Origin of the sequence: Halomonas sp. (assembly GCF_033549285.1) — a bacterium.
In the GTDB taxonomy this organism is placed as follows: domain Bacteria; phylum Pseudomonadota; class Gammaproteobacteria; order Pseudomonadales; family Halomonadaceae; genus Halomonas.
In genome coordinates this window covers 1-17201 of the sequence record NZ_JAWSUJ010000096.1, presented here as the reverse complement: position 1 = coordinate 17201, position 17201 = coordinate 1, and the positions used below count along the sequence as shown (strand labels likewise).

General features: G+C 68.3%; 16 protein-coding genes and 1 pseudogene. 13 read left to right on the top strand and 4 right to left on the bottom strand.

All coding sequences use genetic code 11. The annotated features are described in order from the left end of the window. The 7 genes and pseudogenes from SCI24_RS17320 to SCI24_RS17290 form a co-directional block, all read left to right on the top strand. A pseudogene (locus tag SCI24_RS17320) lies at positions 1 to 1518 on the top strand (hypothetical protein); the annotation flags it as partial. Continuing rightward, entirely contained in the window at positions 1515 to 2072 is a 558-nt protein-coding gene (locus SCI24_RS17315) for a DUF4242 domain-containing protein (RefSeq protein ID WP_318726568.1), read from the top strand. The pseudogene SCI24_RS17320 and the gene SCI24_RS17315, both read left to right, overlap by 4 nt. A gap of 105 nt (positions 2073 to 2177) precedes the next feature. After that, positions 2178 to 2738 carry an OsmC family protein gene (locus SCI24_RS17310; protein WP_318726567.1) on the top strand — a complete coding sequence of 187 codons (561 nt, stop codon included), beginning with the start codon at positions 2178 to 2180 and terminating at the stop codon, positions 2736 to 2738. Beyond that, positions 2735 to 3790, top strand: coding sequence for an NAD(P)-binding domain-containing protein (locus SCI24_RS17305; protein ID WP_318726566.1), 1056 nt, complete (start codon positions 2735 to 2737; stop codon positions 3788 to 3790). Before SCI24_RS17310 ends, SCI24_RS17305 begins: the two co-directional genes overlap by 4 nt. Positions 3791 to 3832: 42 nt before the next feature. Continuing rightward, positions 3833 to 4102 (top strand): hypothetical protein, encoded by a 270-nt coding sequence (locus SCI24_RS17300; RefSeq protein WP_318726565.1) that lies wholly within the window; start codon positions 3833 to 3835, stop codon positions 4100 to 4102. 558 nt (positions 4103 to 4660) lie between these two features. Further along, the gene (locus SCI24_RS17295) at positions 4661 to 4891 is read left to right on the top strand and encodes a hypothetical protein (protein ID WP_318726564.1); all 231 of its coding nucleotides are present in this window, start codon (positions 4661 to 4663) and stop codon (positions 4889 to 4891) included. Positions 4892 to 5201: 310 nt separating this feature from the next. After that, entirely contained in the window at positions 5202 to 6494 is a 1293-nt protein-coding gene (locus SCI24_RS17290) for a glycerophosphodiester phosphodiesterase family protein (RefSeq protein WP_318726563.1), read from the top strand. Positions 6495 to 6530: 36 nt separating this feature from the next. Here SCI24_RS17290 and SCI24_RS17285 read toward each other — a convergent pair whose 3' ends face one another. After that, on the bottom strand, positions 6531 to 7433 hold the full coding sequence (locus SCI24_RS17285; protein ID WP_318726562.1) for a helix-turn-helix transcriptional regulator: 903 nt from the start codon (positions 7431 to 7433) through the stop codon (positions 6531 to 6533). Positions 7434 to 7555: 122 nt separating this feature from the next. Between SCI24_RS17285 and SCI24_RS17280 the strand changes: the two genes are divergently transcribed. The 3 genes from SCI24_RS17280 to SCI24_RS17270 all read left to right on the top strand — a co-directional run bounded on the left by SCI24_RS17280 (position 7556) and on the right by SCI24_RS17270 (position 9868). Further along, the gene (locus SCI24_RS17280) at positions 7556 to 8260 is read left to right on the top strand and encodes an ABC transporter permease (RefSeq protein ID WP_318726561.1); all 705 of its coding nucleotides are present in this window, start codon (positions 7556 to 7558) and stop codon (positions 8258 to 8260) included. 20 nt (positions 8261 to 8280) lie between these two features. Next, positions 8281 to 8982, top strand: a complete 702-nt coding sequence (locus SCI24_RS17275) for an ATP-binding cassette domain-containing protein (protein WP_318726560.1) — start codon at positions 8281 to 8283, stop codon at positions 8980 to 8982. A gap of 67 nt (positions 8983 to 9049) precedes the next feature. Beyond that, positions 9050 to 9868: a substrate-binding domain-containing protein gene (locus SCI24_RS17270; protein WP_318726559.1), complete on the top strand. Its 819-nt coding sequence runs from the start codon at positions 9050 to 9052 to the stop codon at positions 9866 to 9868. 89 nt (positions 9869 to 9957) lie between these two features. Here the strand turns inward: SCI24_RS17270 and idi are convergent, their stop codons facing one another. The 3 genes from idi to SCI24_RS17255 all read right to left on the bottom strand — a co-directional run bounded on the left by idi (position 9958) and on the right by SCI24_RS17255 (position 12889). Then, on the bottom strand, positions 9958 to 10542 hold the full coding sequence (gene idi, locus SCI24_RS17265) for an isopentenyl-diphosphate Delta-isomerase (RefSeq protein ID WP_318726558.1): 585 nt from the start codon (positions 10540 to 10542) through the stop codon (positions 9958 to 9960). A gap of 28 nt (positions 10543 to 10570) precedes the next feature. Beyond that, positions 10571 to 11710, bottom strand: coding sequence for a phytoene/squalene synthase family protein (locus tag SCI24_RS17260; protein ID WP_318726557.1), 1140 nt, complete (start codon positions 11708 to 11710; stop codon positions 10571 to 10573). Between the two features lie 195 nt (positions 11711 to 11905). Then, positions 11906 to 12889, bottom strand: a complete 984-nt coding sequence (locus tag SCI24_RS17255) for a LysR family transcriptional regulator (RefSeq protein WP_318726556.1) — start codon at positions 12887 to 12889, stop codon at positions 11906 to 11908. Positions 12890 to 13015: 126 nt separating this feature from the next. Between SCI24_RS17255 and SCI24_RS17250 the strand changes: the two genes are divergently transcribed. The 3 genes from SCI24_RS17250 (at position 13016) to SCI24_RS17240 (ending at position 17070) form a co-directional block, all read left to right on the top strand. After that, positions 13016 to 13957 (top strand): sodium-dependent bicarbonate transport family permease, encoded by a 942-nt coding sequence (locus SCI24_RS17250; protein ID WP_318726555.1) that lies wholly within the window; start codon positions 13016 to 13018, stop codon positions 13955 to 13957. Positions 13958 to 14168: 211 nt separating this feature from the next. Next, on the top strand, positions 14169 to 15338 hold the full coding sequence (locus tag SCI24_RS17245) for an isovaleryl-CoA dehydrogenase (RefSeq protein WP_318726554.1): 1170 nt from the start codon (positions 14169 to 14171) through the stop codon (positions 15336 to 15338). Between the two features lie 124 nt (positions 15339 to 15462). Next, entirely contained in the window at positions 15463 to 17070 is a 1608-nt protein-coding gene (locus SCI24_RS17240; RefSeq protein ID WP_318726553.1) for a carboxyl transferase domain-containing protein, read from the top strand. Positions 17071 to 17201 lie beyond the last annotated feature (131 nt).

The following is a 17201-nucleotide window of genomic DNA, read 5'->3' as shown; positions in this document are numbered from 1 at the left end:
ACTCCCCCGGACGTGGCGCCGACTTCGCTGGAGGCAGAGCCTCTCGAGGGCGAGCCCCTGGAGGTGTTGCGCTGGGCCACGCTGCTGGGCGCCTGCCCGAATGTCGTCATATTGGCCCGGCTCAGCGGACTCGAGGCCCGGCGCATCGGCGCGGCCCTCGAGGTCGCCGAGCGCCGCGGCCTGCTGCAGGCCACCGAGCACGGGCTCTGCTTCGCCGACGACGACCTGCCGCGCCGCCTCTACGAGGCGATCTCCCCGGCGCGGCGCCAGCTGATGCACCGCCATGTCGCCGAGCAGCGGCTCGGCGATGCCCACCTCGACCTGGAGAGTGCCGCCGAGCTCGCCCACCACGCCCGACGCAGCGGCGACCCGGCGCTGGCCGCCGAGGCCCTGGTCGCGGCAGGACGCGCCTGCCTGCGCTTCTTCGCCAACGACGAGGCTCTGCAACTCGCCCGCCAGGGTGTCGAGATGGCCGAGCGACTAGGCGGCGCCCGCCGGGTCTGCCTGCTGCTCGAGCTGCGCGACGTGATGCTCCATGCCGCCCCCCTGGCGGACTGGCAGGACACGGCCAGGGAACTGGTGGCCCTCGCCGAACAGGCCCTGGAGCATGGCGCCCTCGCCCATGCGCGGCTCGGCTACCAGCTCGCCAGCCAGGTTCGCTGGTCCCATGGCCAGTGGCGGGATGCCCACGCGGAGGCCCTGCAGGCCGAGCGGGTCACCCACAGCGCCGAGGACCGGGACCAGGTCGTTGCCATGGCAGAGACGGCGAAGTGCCTGGCGATGCTGGAGCGTGACCTCGACCGGGCCGCCGCCATGCTCGACGAGGCCCGCGCGCTGGCCGACCGACAGCGGCTGAGCCATCCCGCCATCCCCATGGCCCTTGCCCTGATGCGCTTCCACGACAACCGGCTGGAGGAGGCGGAGGGCCACTTCAAGGAGGCGCGGACCCTGTGCAAGGCCAGCGGCGATCGGCTCGGTGAGTTCCAGGCCAACGAGGGCCTGCTGATGCTGGAGCTCGAGCGCGGCCACTTCCCCGAGGCCCTGAGGCGCGGTATCACCCTCGTGGAGATCGGCGAGAAGCTACGCGAGGGCAGCGAGGCCCCCTTCGCCTGTGCCGCCCTGGCGCTCTGCCGCTATGCCCTGGAGGACCAGGCCCTCGATGACCAGTCGCTCATCCTGGAAGCCGCCCTGGCGAAGCTGCGTGATGCCGACGCCAGGCACCGGCTCTGCGGGCTGCTGATCCATGCCGCCCGGCTCGACCTCGAGCGCGGGCGAGCGCTCGACGCCATCGCCCGGGCCGGGGAGGCCCTGACCCACGCCCGGACCCTGGAGCGTGCCACCGAGCAGCTGCTCGCCCATGGCGTGCTGGCCGAGGCCCACCGGGCCATCGGGGAGATCGACGCGCACCGCCACCACGCCCAGGCGGCGGCCGAGTTCGCCCGGTGGCCGGTCGCCCGCTGGGCACGGCTCAGGTCGGCGACCCTGCTGGTCGACACCCGGCCGGAGGACACCGCATGATCGAGCTCATCCTGGAGCGTCTCTTCGCGACATCGCTCAGCGCCGAGCTGGTCATGACGCTGTCGGAGGCAGCGGAGAGCTGCTTCGTCCTTCACCGGGTCGCCTGGCAAGGCAGCCTGCTGGCACGGGACGGCCGACGCATGGTCTGCCGCTTCCGTGCCCCCGATGCCGAGTCCGCACGCCTCGCCCTGCGCCAGGCCGGTGCCGAGATCACCACCCTCTGGCCCGGCACGGTCCACGACGCGCCGGGACTCGACGCCGGCAGGCTCGCCGCGGCCAACGTGCTGGTGGAGCGCGCCTTCGCCGCGCCGATCAGCCTCGCGGCGATCCAGGCCCGCGAGGATGCCGGCGCGGCCTGCCTGCAGAACCACCGGGTGCGCTTCGTGCGCACCTACTTCTCACGGGACGCCCGACGCATGCTCTGCCTCTACCGGGCCCCCGATGCCGAGTCGGTGCGCCTCGCCCAGCACCAGGCCGGCATGCCGCTGGAGCGCGTCTGGGCCTTCCAGGCGATCCTCCCCGGCCTCCCCGCCGATTCCACGCCCGCCGCCTGAAAAACCACGGACTCTCCCACGCCGGCTCCCACGTGCCGGCCGCACAGTCGTGCCTGACGGGTGAGCCCACCCGTCATACAACGACAACCCCGAGGAGAGACCACCATGCAGACCGCCATCCGCGAGATCGACAACGGCGTCAACGTCACCGCCCTGCTGGGCGCCCGCGAGGCCCTGTCCCAGGCCCCCGAGGCCGCCCGCTTCACCTGGCGCGCCAGCTGCGACTGGGTGATGGGTACCCACAGCCGCGCCACCGTCGAGGGCTTCCACGGCCTCGGCGAGGAGCAGCAGCACAAGACCCGCTTCGCCTTCGATACCGACCACCCCGAGGTCTTCGCCTCCGAGGACCATGGCCCCACCCCCGTGGAGTACGTGCTGGTGGGCCTTGCCGGCTGCCTGAGCGCCGGTGTTGCCGCCGTCGCCCAGCACCGCGGCATCCAGCTCAACTCGGTGCGCGCCCGCCTGGAGGGCGACATGGACATCCAGGGCATCCTCGGCATGGACCGCGACGTGCGCAACGGCTTCGACGACGTCCGCGTCACCTTCGAGATCGATGCCGACGCCACCCGCGAGGAGATCGAGGCCCTGGTCGCCCAGTCGCAGAAGCGCTCGGCGGTCTACGACCTCCTCACCAACCCCACCCACGTCTCGGTGCAGGTGAAATGAGCGAGGCTCGTCCAGGCCGGCGTCCCTCCCCGGCCCGCACCGTGACCGTGGTGGTCATCGGCGCGGGCCAGGCCGGGCTCGCCATGAGCCACTACCTCGGCCGGGCCGGCATCGAGCATGTGCTGCTGGAGCGTGGCGAGGTGGGCAACGCATGGCGCCACGAGCGATGGGACTCGCTCAGGCTGCTGACCCCCAACTGGCAATGCCGGCTGCCCGGGCTCCGCTATGCGGGGCCCGACCCGGACGGCTTCATGACCATGCCCCAGGTGGTCGACTTCCTGCGCGACTATGCGCGGCGACTCTCGGCCCCGGTAGAGGCCGGCACCAGGGTGCTGTCGGTGCGGCAGGCAGACGGTGGCTACCGGGTCATCACCGACCGGGGCGAGTGGCGCTGCCGGGCGGTGGTGATCGCCAGCGGTGCCTTCAATCTGCCCGTAATAGCTCCCCTGGCCAAGGCACTGCCGGCGTCGGTCGACCAGCTGACGGCGCGGGAATATCGCCACCCGGGCCAGTTGGCGCCGGGCGGCGTGCTGGTGGTGGGGGCCTCGGCCAGCGGGCTGCAGCTCGCCGACGAGCTACAGCGCGCCGGCCATGCGGTGACCCTCTCGGTGGGCGAGCACGTGCGCCTGCCTCGCCGCTACCGGGGGCGGGACATCCAGTGGTGGCTGGAGGCGGCCGGCATCCACGACCAGCGCTTCGACGAGGTGGACGACATCGAGCGGGCCCGCCGCCTGCCCTCGCCACAGCTGGCCGGCGGCGACGCCCCCGCCACCCTGGACCTGAATGCCCTGAGCGCGCGGGGCGTCAGGCTGGTCGGCCGCCTGGTGGGCCTGCAGGGCACTCGGCTGCAGTTCTCGGGCTCGCTGTCGGCCCACTGCGCCGCGGCGGACCTCAAGCTGGGACGGCTGCTCGACACCCTCGATGCCTGGGCGCAGGCCCGGGGGCTGGACGGCTGCCTCGAGGCACCGCAGCGCTTCCCGCCGACCCGCCTGCCGGACGCCCCCTGCCTGGGGCTGGACCTCGCCCATGGCGGGATCCGCACCGTGCTGTGAGCCACCGGCTATCGCCCCGACTACCGCTGGTTGCAGGTGCCGGTGCTCGACCGCAAGGGGCAGCTGCGCCACCACGGCGGCGTGGTCGATGCCCCGGGGCTCTACGTGCTGGGACTGCCGTTCCTGCGCCGTCGCAAGTCGAGCTTCATCCACGGGGTAGACGACGATGCCCGGGAGCTCAGCGCCCATCTCGTCGCCTGGCTGGCCCGGGGACACCGCCAGCGTGCCAGGACGCGCTACCGCGCGATCCTCGATGGGCGGTTCGACAAGACCGAGGATATTCCCGTCGCGTATTGCGATCTTGATGCGTAAAACACCGGCAATGACGACGCACGAGGGGGACTCTCCCCTTCCTTTGCCTGCCAGTACCCGACCGGTGCTGGCAGGCCACTTCCTCGATGTCGAGCGCAACACCTGTGACCTTTTCCCGGATGACGAAGCGACATTTCCAGCTTATCGTTTCACGATTATCTTATTCCTGGCGGCTTCATCAGGCCCTTCTTTGGCCGGAAATCCGGCCGGCTTTTACACCTGGAACGCACTCAGATGCCCCATAAAGTGAAAAAAATTCCCACATAGAAACGATTCACTTTACGTACCGTGAGCTACAATTAAGCAGCCCAAGCCAGACCTCCCTGACGGCGATCACAAGACCCTGCACACAGGCCATGAGCGAGTCCTCCAGATGAGCCCGCGTGTCCTGCAGGGACGCTTTCCTTGCCCCCCTCGAGATCCACCAGGCCGACGGCACGGCGCATGCCGGCATGGCATGGCGCCGTAGGATCCACCCCGGTATCGGAGCGTCACTCGGCATCCAGGATCGGCGACAGATGACCGTTACTGCCTCGATACCTCAACGAGGCAATGACCATGAAACTCATGGCATTCAGCTCGGCCCTGATCATCGCACTGCTTCCCATCGCTCCCCTCATGGCGGCAGACTCGGTGTATCTGGAAGAGCGCACGCAACGCCTTTACGACAAGGCGAAGACATCCACCGTGGTACCGACAACGATGCAACAGCAGCTGGGGCCGCGCACGATGGGAGCAAGGGCGGCACCGGCGGCGACCATCTCGTCTCCCGACCCCTGGTGGCACTGACACCGAGCGCCGGAAATAACGCGCCACCCCGACAGGAACCAGGGTGAACAAGCAGCACGTCCTTTACCGCCACGGCTCGCCATCGAGCCGTGGCGGCTTCCTGTGGCGTTGGGCATGCGCGTTTCAGGTGTTGTAGGCCGCCAGACCCATGGGCGTCGGCTGTGGGCAGCACCGTCCCTGTCCGCCAGATCTTCTACGCTGAGAGACCCGGCCTGCCCGACACGCGGATGTCACCCTGTGGTCACACCTCATCGGGCATGCTGGACAGGTGAGCCCCTCCTTTCCATCAAAGAAGAAACGCGAGGTGACCATGAAACCACGCCCCTCTATTATCATCCTCTTCAGCCTGGCAATGCTGCTGCTCGCCCCCGCGACCGTCGCCGCCCAGGACGAGGTCACCGCCGCCAGCCACGTCACCCTCGGTCCTCGTCCGCTCTTTCTGGTTCAGGACATGGACGAAGAGACCCAGCGGTCACGTGAGCTCAAGGCCGAGCTCATGCGCTGCGCCGCCAGCACCGAAGACTGGCAGCGCAGCGACTTCAGCATCAGCCACCGCGGCGCGCCCATGCAGTTCCCCGAGCACACTCGCGAATCGTACCTGGCCGGCGCCCAGATGGGGGCCGGCATCCTCGAGTGTGACGTCACCTTTACCGCCGACCAGGCTCTCGTCTGCCGCCACTCCCAGTGCGACCTCCACTCCACCACCAACATCGTCGCCACCGACCTGGCGCAGAAGTGCAGCGTGCCACCGGCCTTCAACGAGGCGGGTGAGCTGACCAATGCAGCGGACATCCAGTGCTGCACCAGCGATATCAGCCTGGCGGACTTCCGCACGCTCGAGGGCAAGATGGAAGGCGTCAACACCGAAGCGAGCAGCATCGAGGCGTACCTCGCCGGCACCCCCGGCTGGCGTACGGACCGCTATGACTCTCGCGGCACCTTGATGACCCACGCGGAAAGCATCGAGCTGTTCAAGGCGCTGGGCGTGAAGATGACCCCGGAGCTAAAGGCACCGAGTGTCGAGATGCCCTTCCACGGCATGAGTCAGGCCGACTACGCCCAGAAGATGATCGACGAATACCGGGCGGCGGACATACCGGCGAGCGACGTCTACGTCCAGTCGTTCAATCTGGACGACGTCCGCTACTGGATCGACAACGCGCCCGAGTTCGGTAATCAGGCCGTCTACCTCGACGACCGCTACAACCTGGACGACTTCGATCACACCGACCCCGCCACCTGGTCACCAAGCATGGAGGAACTGGCCGAGCAAGGCGTGAAGATCCTCGCCCCGCCGATGTGGATGCTGCTGGCCTCCAACCCCGAAGCGAGTGACGAAGAGAGCCGCATTGTCCCCTCTGTCTATGCCGAGCGCGCCAAGGCGGCCGGGCTCGACCTCATCGCCTGGACCTTCGAGCGCTCCGGGCCGCTGGCCGACGACGGCGAGTGGTATCACAGCACCACGGATGACGTGATCGACAACGACGGTGACAAGCTGCTCACCCTCGACGTGCTCGCCCGCGACGTCGGCATCATCGGCCTGTTCAGCGACTGGCCCGCCACCGTCACCTTCTACGACAACTGCATGAACGCCAGGGGCTGAGCTCAACCACCGGGCCGCGTCCAGCGCGGCCCTTGCTCAGGCGTTGTAGACCACCCGCCCGAGTTCGCCGATGTCGTAGCCGCCCAGCGCCTCGGCCCGTTCGGCGAAGCGCGCCTCCCGGGCGAAGGCGAGAAGCCGCTGGATCGGCGGCTCGAAGTAGCTGCGCCGCCGCAGGGCCAGGTCGAAGGCCTCCTCATGCAGCGGCACGAAGGCCAGCCCCTGGCGGCGGGCCGCCGCCTCGACCCCGAGCCCGGCGTCCGCCTCGCCCTGGCGGATCGCCAGTGCCAGGTCGTCCTCGTTGAGCGAGGGGTGCGCGGTGAAGCGCAGCCGCCTGGCATCGATCCCCGCCCGGGCCAGCAGCCAGGTCAGCAGCCGCTGGGCCCCGGCATCGGGCTGGCGATGGGCCAGGCGCACCCTCTCCCCGGCCAGGTCCTCGAGGCCGGCGATACCCAGGGGGTTGTCCGGCGCCAGCAGCAGCCCCTGGCGACGCGTCGCCCAGCGCACCATCACCAGGTCGCGCATGCCGGAGAGCCCCAGCGCCTCGGGCCGGTTGTAGCCACCGCTTTGTTCGTCCAGCAGGTGCAGTCCGGCCACCATAGCCTCGCCGGCCAGCAGCCGCCGCACCCCGTCGCCGCTGCCGTGGCAGAGCAGCGCCAGCCCCGCCCCGCTCTCGCGCACCGCCCACTCCAGCAGCGGGTCCTGGCTGCCCGCCAGCACCACGGGCACCGGCCGGCTGCTCGCCCGGTCGCCCTCCAGGTGGTTCATCAGCCAGAGGTCGATGCTCTGGCGCGGGAAGAGCAGCTTGCCGGTCACCCGCACGCAGGGCATCGCCCCCTGGCGCACCAGGTCATAGACCTTGCGCTCCTTGAGGCGCAGGTAGTCGGCCACCTCGGCGGTGGTCAGGTAGGCAGGGGATGAACGTCCCCGGTCGATCTCCATGGTGCAAGGTCCCTCCTGGCGCCAGAACTGTCGTTATCCTGCATGGTACTGCATGAATTACAGCGTTGGGTGCGTCACCGCGCTTCAACGCACATGATGCAGGGAGACCGCAGGAGCAAACGATGTCCGACGAGACCAACGCCTTCCAGACCGCCCTGGCCCTGATCCTCGGGCGCGACCCCGACCTGATCGGGATCGTGGCGCTGTCGCTGCAGGTCTCGCTGTCCGCCGTGGTGATCGCCGCGCTGATTGCCCTGCCGCTGGGCGCGGCCCTGGCGCTGTGGCGCTTTCCCGGCCGCGGGGCGGTGATCGTGATCCTCAATGCGCTGATGGGGCTGCCCCCGGTGGTGGCCGGGCTGGCGGTCTACCTGCTGCTCTCCCGGGCCGGGCCGCTGGGCGAGTTCGGCCTGCTCTTCACCCCCGGCGCCATGGTGATCGCCCAGGTGATCCTGGTGCTGCCGATCATCGCCGCCCTGACCCGCCAGCAGGTCGAGGAGCTCCATGGCGACTACCGCGAGCAGCTCACCTCCATGGGCGTGTCGCGGGCGCGCCGCATCCCGACCCTGCTGTGGGATGCCCGCTTCGGCCTGACGACCGTGATGCTGGCCGGCTTCGGCCGGGCCAGCGCCGAGGTCGGGGCGGTGATGATCGTCGGCGGCAATATCGACGGCGTCACCCGCGTGATGACCACCGCCATCGTGCTGGAGACCAGCAAGGGCAACCTGCCCCTGGCGCTGGGGCTGGGCATCGTGCTGCTCGGGCTGGTCGCGCTGGTCAACGCCGCCGCCCACCTGGTGGGCGAGACGGCGCGGAGGCGGCTGGGATGAACGACCTCAGGCGGCTCCCGGTGACAGCCATCCCCCCGCTCGCGCTGGAGGGCGTCGGCTTCGCCCATCGCAGCCAGACCCTGCTGCACCCCCTCGACCTGCGCCTTGAGGGCTGCCATCGCACCCTGGTGATGGGCCCCAACGGCGCCGGCAAGAGCCTGCTGATGCGCCTGGCCCATGGCCTGCTGGCGCCCACCCATGGCCGCGTAAGCTGGGAGGGCCGCCCGCCCCGCCAGGCGATGGTCTTCCAGCGACCGGTACTGCTCAAGCGCTCGGCACTCGCCAACCTCACCTATGCCCTGGCGATCAACGGCACGCCCCGCCGTCGTCGCAAGGTGCGGGCCCGCGAGGCGCTGGAGCGCTTCGGCCTGGCGGCCCTCGAGAAGCGCCCGGCCCGGGTACTCTCGGGGGGCGAGCAGCAGCGCCTGGCGCTGGCCCGCGCCTGGCTGGCTGAGCCCGAGGTGCTGTTCCTCGACGAGCCCACCGCCGCCCTCGACCCGGCCGCCATCCAGGCGGTGGAGGCCGCCGTGCGCGACTTCCACCGCCGCGGCACGCGCATCCTGATGACCACCCACGACCTTCAGCAGGCCCATCGCCTGGCCGACGACATCGTGCTGCTCTTCGGCGGCCGGCTGGTCGAGCACAGCCCGGCCGAGCGCTTCTTCGCCGACCCGCAGACGCCGGAAGGCAGGGCCTTCATCCGCGGCGAGCTGGTCTGGTAGACCGCTGACGCCAACCACTCACCGCTCACTGCCACCACGCACCACTCGCAAAAGAAGGAAAGGCACCATGAAGACAGCAGGACTCACCCTCGTCGCCATCGGTTTGACAGGCCTCTCGCTGGGCGCCTCGGCCCAGGACGAGGCCCCCTTCATCACCCTGGCCTCGACCACCTCCACCGAGGCCTCGGGCCTGTTCGACACCATCATCCCGCAGTTCACTGAAGAAACCGGCATCGACGTTCGCGTCGTCGCCGTGGGCACCGGCCAGGCCTTCGAGATCGCCCGTCGCGGCGACGCCGACAGCCTGCTGGTGCACGATACCGTCGGCGAGGAGCGCTTCGTGGAAGAGGGCTACGGCACCGAGCGCGCCGACGTGATGTACAACGACTTCGTGCTCATCGGCCCGGGGGGCGACCCGGCCGGCATCAGTGAGGCCGAGACCGTGGCCGAGGCCCTGTCGCGGATCGCCGAGGCCGAGGCCCCCTTCGCCTCCCGCGGCGACGACAGCGGCACCAACCGCGCCGAGCTGCGCCTGTGGGATTCCGCCGGCGTCGAGCCGGGCGGCGAATGGTACCGGGAGCTCGGCAGCGGCATGGGCCCGACGCTCAACACCGCCGCCGGCATGGACGCCTACGTGATGAGCGACCGCGCCACCTGGGTCGCCTTCGACAACCGCCAGGACCTGGCACTGCTGTTCGAGGGCGACGAGGCACTGTTCAACCAGTACGGTAGTATCCTGATCTCCGAGGAGCGCCACCCCCACCTCAAGCACGACCTGGCCGAGCAGTGGCACGCATGGCTGCTCTCCGAGGAGGGCCAGCAGGCCATCGCCGAGTTCGAGGTGAAGGGTCAGCAGCTGTTCTTCCCCAACGCCCGCTCCGACTGATCCGACGCTGACAGCGTCACAGCCGCAGACCCGCAAAGGCCCGGCAACGTCCAGCCGGGCCATCAAAGCCCTGCTCTTCGCCGTCGAGCCTAACGGGTATACCGCTTGAGCTCATCGGCAAATTCACTCCGCAATCGCCTCCACTCCATCTTGAACCAGGGCGTATAGTATTCCGGGCGGGAGGCCAGCTCGGCATCAAGCCCTGCGGGTGAAATCCAGCACCATTTGGCGATCTCCTGGCGGTTGGGGCGCGGCTCATTGTCAGTAATCCCAAGATATACCCAGCAAAGCTCGTGCTCGGCTCCGCTTGAACCGTACTGGACCTGATAGCGGAACTTGTAGAGGAAGGCGAGTTGCGCCTCGATGCCGACCTCCTGCCAGAGTCGGCGGTGAATCGCCTCTTCCATGGGCTCGCCTCGGCGTGGGTGACTACAGCAGCTGTTGGACCAGCACAGCGACCAGAGGCGTTTCCCTTCTGCCCGCTGCTGCAGAAGAAGCTCCCCGTCGTGATTGAACACGAACAGCGAGAAGGCGCGATGCAGCACACCGCTTCCTTCGTGGCACTTGGCCTTGCTCAAATGCCCCAGCTCCCTGTCCTCGACATCGACCAGGATCAGTTCCTCGTCATCGAAGGAAACGGTCTCGTCGCGCTCGCTCGAGCCAGTGCTAACCAATGGTCACCTCCTTGGCCATGCTATCTGTCTACTCCTTGTCATTGCCTAGCCGACGGCCATGGCGTGCCGCTGAAGAGCCATCACCACCAGAAGCCCATGCACTCAATTCCGGGTGCGGGCCCGCGAGCGGCCCGAGTGGCAACCCCCTGGTCACACCGCTGAACAGCAGCTTGAGCATCCCATCATGACGTGCCGCCAGGCGGGTACTCGCGATGGCGGCCTTGACCGTGCGGCGCGGCACCTTGACCTGCCGACCCGTGCAATAGGTCGGCCGAGCATCTATCCGCCTGAGTGTGAGCACGGCCAGGCCGATGGCCCATAAGCAGAAACGCCTGATGCCCGTTTCTTTCGCTGGAACCATCAGGGTGTAGCGAAAGGCATTACGCAAATGGGCATGCGCAATACCGACCATGAAGCGCAGTGCGGTGGCGAACGCCGGATCCTTGCGTCCCGGCGCCAGGCTCGCCACGTCCACACCAAACTCCCGAAATTCCTGGCGGGGCAGCCAGCAGACGCCACGTTGCCGATCATCCCAGAGGTCCTTGAGGATATTGGTGAGCTGCAGGCCTTGTCCGAACGACGGTGCCAAGGCCAGCATCTCGGCACGCTTCTCATGGATGTCGCCTGAATGCTGACAGAACAGTTCGGTGAGCATTTCACCCACGACGCCTGCCACGTGATAGCAATAGCGTTCCACCTCGCCCAGGTCTGCCAAGCCCTCCAGGCTGGCATTGTCCTGGTAATCACCCATGCCCCGACACATGATGCTCACACACTTGACCAGCGCCTGCTGCTGGGGCGCTGCGAGGCTATGGGTGCAGCGGACGACCAGTGGCGTGTTGGCCATCAACTCTCGCTCATCCGGTGACGTGGCCGGCGAGAGAAGCGGCGTGACCTGCCGGGCGAAACTCTGGGCCTTCTCCTCCCCTCTCAGCACCGCCAGAAACCGTTGATGCAAGAGAGTCTTCTGAACCGCGGAAAGCGCCGGTTCATCCTCCAAGGTGTCGGCAATACGGCAGAGCAGGTAGGCATTGGTCACGACCTTGCGCAGATCGGCCGGGAGCTGAGGGATGGTGAAGGCAAAGGTGCGTGACACCCCGCCAAGGACCTTGCCCTGATAGGCTTCTGCCTCTGCAATTCCGGAAGCCGTCGCAAGGACCTGGGCCATGGCAGCACACCCTCCATGTGTAGCGTTTGACCGGCCCGCATGATGTGCAAGTCTCGAGACAGGCTGGTCAGGCAGGCTATCACGCTGGCTTCGGGAGAGTAACGACGCTCAGCCAACGTCAAGACCCCTCCCCGGCAGCTTGTTGTGATCATTGCGCGGTGGCCCTCCTTCCGGTGTCAGACCGTTAAAGGGATGTCAGGGTCTGATACCGGGCGCAGGTCCCGCGGCGGCGTCGAGCCCTGCCAGCAGCGAATCGAGCTCGTTGCACAGGAAACGGGCTTCCACGCACTCGCCCAGGTGCCCCTCGGCGAAGCGCAGCAGCCCCAGCGCCGCATGCGGCAGCCGCCGGTCGCGGCGCACGATGAACTGCCAGTGGCTCTCGATGGGCAGCCCCGCCACCGGCAGGATCACCAGGTCCGGATGCTCCGGCGGCAGCACGTGCTCGGAGAGCACGGCGAGCCCCATCCCGGAGGCCACCCCGACACGGATCGCCTCGTTGCTGGCCATCTGCAGCGTCGGTCCCAGGCTCAGCCCCTGTTCCTGCAGCCAGCTCTCGAACAGCATCCGCGTGGCCGAGCCGGGTTCGCGCAGCAGGAAGCGCTCGCCCAGCAGCTCGCTCATCGCCACCTGGTCGCGTCCCGCCAGGGGGTGGCCCCGGGGCGCCACGGCCACCAGGGGGTTGCGCAGGAAGCGGCCGGCCCGGGCATGGGCCAGCGAAGGGGGGTGGCTGAACACGTAGAGGTCGTCGTCCTGGCGCTCGAAGCGGGTCAGCACCTGGCGGCGGTTGCCGATATGCAGGGTAACGTCCACCTCGGGAAAGGCCCGGCTGTAGGGGCCGAGCAGGCGCGGCAGCACGTACTGGGCGGTATTGACCAGGGCGATGGAGCAGCGCCCCCGTGCCCCGCCGCGCAGCGAGGCCAGGTAGTCCTCGAAGTCGTCGAAGCGCCCCAGCACCTCGCGGCTCGCCCGGTAGAGCTCGCCGCCCGCCTCGGTGGGCACCAGGCGTCCCTGGCGGCTCTCGAGCAGCGGCTCGCCCACCGTCTCGGCCAGGCGGCGCAGCTGCTGGGAGACCGTGGGTTGGGTCAGGTGGAGGCGTCGCGCCGCCTCGCTGATCGAGCCGGCGCGCACCACCGCGGCATAGACCTGCAGCAGGCGGAAGGTCAGGTGTCGGATGTTCATCGTCGTGGTGCCCCGGGCCATCTATAGATGATCATCAATGATGCAATGCGAAAGAGTTTATTGGAATCAATGTGCCGGGCTTCGCAGAATGCGTGGCGCTTTCCTTCAGCCACCAGAGACCTCCCGATGCCCGATATCGTGGTGATGTTCTTCCTGCTCGGCCTGCTGGCCGGGCTGGTGAAATCCGACCTGACCATCCCCAAGGCCGCCTACGACACCCTGAGCCTGCTGCTGATGCTGACCATCGGCCTCAAGGGCGGCATGGCGCTCTACGGCAACCTGAGCTGGTCGCTGGTGCCCGAATTGGCCGCGGTGGCCGCCCTCGGCGCGCTGATCCCGCTGGCCCTGATGCCGGTGCTGCGCCGCCTCGCCCGGCTCTCCGCCGCCGACAGCGCCAGCATTGCCGCCCACTACGGCTCGGTGAGCGCCGGCACCTTCGCCGTGGCGCTGGCCTTCGCCGAGAGCCGCGCCCTGCCCATCGGCGCCGAGGTCACCCTCTATCTCGTGATGATGGAGCTGCCCGCGATCATGGTCGCCATCGCGCTCTATCGCCGCCATGCGGGCAAGGCCGCCGGGGAAGCGATGCAGGGGATCTGGCACGAGACCCTGACCAACCGCGGCGTGATCCTGCTGGCCGGCGGCGCGGTGATCGGCGCCATGTATGGCCCCCAGGAGGGCGCCAACGTCACCGAGCTCTTCACCGGTGCCTTTCATGCCGTGCTTGCCCTCTTCCTGCTGCAGATGGGCCTGACCGCGGCCGAGACCCTGCGTCCGATCCCGTGGTTCCACTGGCGGCTGCTCACCTTCGCCCTGGTGGCACCGCCGCTGCTGGCGATGGCCGGCCTGAGCGTCGGCCTGGCGCTGGGCCTGCCCGCCGGGTCGCTCTTGATCCTCACGGCACTTGCCGCCAGCGCCTCCTACATCGCCGCCCCGGCCGCCATCCGCACGGCGATCCCCCAGGCCAACATCGGCCTGGCGATGCTGGCCTCGCTCGGCTTCACCTTCCCGCTCAACGTGATCATCGGCATCCCGCTCTACCACCAGCTGATCAGCTGGCTGGCGGGCTGAGTCACCGCGGGGCAGCCGCAATGGCTGCCCCCTTGCTCCTTGTCCCTCGCATTGACCTTTCGACATTCGTCGTAGCCGTCAAAACCTGCACTTTACGTTAACGTCAACCTCGCCTAGTCTTGTGCCATCTGCCATCTTGAATACCCACAGTTTGCCCCTGGCGCCCCGCCCGAGCGGCCGGCGCCTCACCTGACGAGAACGGGAGCCCGCCATGCATACGCCCTACAAGCCCCTCGACTTCGGCCTCGACGACGAGCTGAACATGCTGCGTGACCAGGTCAACGCCTTCGCCCGGGACGAGATCGCCCCGCGCGCCGCCGAGATCGACGAGAAGAACGAGTTCCCCAACGACCTCTGGCAGAAGTTCGGCGACATGGGGCTGCTCGGCATCACCGTGTCGGACGAGGACGGCGGCAGCGGCATGGGCTACCTGGCGCACTGCATCGCCATGGAGGAGATCTCCCGGGCCAGCGCCTCCGTGGGCCTCTCCTACGGCGCGCACTCCAACCTCTGCGTCAACCAGCTCAAGATCAACGCCAGCTCGGAGCAGAAGGCCAGGTACCTGCCCAAGCTGATCAGCGGCGAGCACGTCGGCGCGCTGGCCATGTCCGAGCCGGGCGCCGGCTCCGACGTGGTCTCCATGAAGCTCAAGGCCGAGAAGCGCGGCGACCACTACGTGCTCAACGGCAACAAGATGTGGATCACCAACGGCCCCGATGCCGACGTGCTGGTGGTTTACGCCAAGACCGACCCGGAGGCCGGCTCCAGGGGGATCACCGCCTTCATCATCGAGAAGGACTTCAAGGGCTTCTCCACCGCCCAGAAGCTCGACAAGCTCGGCATGCGCGGCTCCAACACCTGCGAGCTGGTGTTCCAGGACTGCGAGGTGCCGGAAGAGAACGTGCTCGGCGAGGTCGGCAAGGGCGTGCGCGTGCTGATGAGCGGCCTGGACTTTGAACGCACCGTGCTCGCCGCCGGCCCCATCGGCATCATGCAGGCGGCGCTGGACATCGTGGTGCCCTACGTCCACGAGCGGAAGCAGTTCAACCAGTCCATCGGCGAGTTCCAGCTGGTGCAGGGCAAGATCGCCGACATGTACACCACCCTGAACGCCTGCCGCGCCTACCTCTACGCCGTGGCTGCCGGCTGCGACCGCGGCCAGACGTCAAGGAAGGACGCCGCCGGCGTGATCCTCTACTGCGCGGAGAAGGCCACCCAGGTGGCGCTGGACGCCATCCAGCTGCTCGGCGGCAACGGCTACATCAACGAGTACCCGACCGGGCGCCTGCTGCGCGATGCCAAGCTCTACGAGATCGGCGCCGGCACCAGCGAGATCCGCCGGATGCTGATCGGCCGCGAGATCTTTAACGAATCGGCATGATCGGTGACTTCTCGCTGTAGGAGCCTTGCGTGCAAGGCGATGGCAACGGGAGCTTATCGCGCTGCAAGCAGCGCTCCTACAATGCGCCAGTGAGGCGCTGGTACCAGACTGCAAGGGATCGGACATGAGCATCCTCCAGACCCAGATCAACCCGCGCAGCGACGTCTTCCAGGGCAACGACGTCGCCATGCGCCACGAGGTCGGCAAGCTGCGCGAGCTGACCGCGGCCATCGCCCAGGGCGGCGGCCCCAAGGCCCGCGAGCGCCACGAGTCCCGCGGCAAGCTGTTCGTGCGCGACCGCATCGACCACCTGATCGACGAGGGCTCGCCCTTCCTCGAGTTCTCGTCGCTGGCCGCCCATGAGGTCTACGACTCCGCGGTGCCCGCCGCCGGCGTCGTCACCGGCATCGGCCGCGTCTCGGGGGTGGAGTGCGTGATCGTCGCCAACGACGCCACGGTCAAGGGCGGCACCTACTTCCCGCTCACCGTGAAGAAGCACCTGCGCGCCCAGGAGATCGCCCGCAAGCACCGTCTGCCGTGCATCTACCTGGTCGACTCCGGCGGCGCCTTCCTGCCCCGCCAGGACGAGGTCTTCCCGGATCGCGACCACTTCGGCCGCATCTTCTACAACCAGGCCACCCTGTCCGCCGAGGGCATCCCGCAGATCGCCGTGGTGATGGGTTCCTGCACCGCGGGCGGCGCCTACGTGCCGGCCATGGCCGACGAGTCGATCATCGTCAAGGAGCAGGGCACCATCTTCCTCGGCGGCCCGCCCCTGGTGAAGGCCGCCACCGGCGAGAGCATCAGCGCCGAGGACCTGGGCGGCGCCGATGTGCACGCCAAGGTGAGCGGCGTGGCCGACCACTATGCCGAGAACGACGCCCACGCCCTGCAGCTGGCCCGTGGCTGCGTCTCGCGGCTCAACTGGCAGAAGCGTGGCCAGCTCGCCATGCAGGCGCCCAAGCCCCCGCGCCTCGATCCCAGCGAGCTCTACGGCATCGTCGGCACCGACCTCAAGAAGCCCTACGACGTGCGCGAGGTGATCGGGCGCATCGTCGACGACTCCGACTTCGACGAGTTCAAGCGCTACTACGGCGACACCCTGGTCACCGGCTTCGCCCACATCCAGGGCTACCCGGTGGGCATCGTCGCCAACAACGGCGTGCTGTTCTCGGAGAGTGCCGTGAAAGGCGCGCACTTCATCGAGCTGTGTGCACAGCGCAAGATCCCGTTGATCTTCCTGCAGAACATCACCGGCTTCATGGTGGGCTCGAAGTACGAGCACGAGGGCATCGCCAAGCACGGCGCCAAGCTGGTCACCGCGGTGGCCTGCGCGAAGGTGCCCAAGTTCACCGTGCTGATCGGCGGCAGCTTCGGCGCCGGCAACTACGGCATGTGCGGCCGCGCCTACGACCCCAACCTGCTGTTCATGTGGCCCAACGCCCGCATCTCGGTAATGGGCGGCGAGCAGGCCGCCGGCGTGCTCTCCCAGGTCAAGCGCGAGCAGATCGAGCGCGAGGGCCGCGAGTGGACCAAGGAGGAGGAAGAGGCCTTCAAGGCGCCCACCCGCGAGCAGTACGAGCACCAGGGCCACCCCACCTACGCCAGTGCCAGGCTGTGGGACGACGGCGTGATCGACCCGCTGCAGACCCGCGAGATCCTCGGCCTGTCGCTGGCCGCCGCCATGAATGCCGAAGTGGAAGAGACCCGCTTCGGCGTGTTCCGGATGTGAGGTCGAGATGACGCAGACAACTTCCCGACTGACGATCGACGACCGCGGCGTGGCCTGGCTGACCCTGGAGCGCCCGGACGTCCACAACGCCTTCGACGACCACCTGATCGCCGACCTCAACGATCACCTGC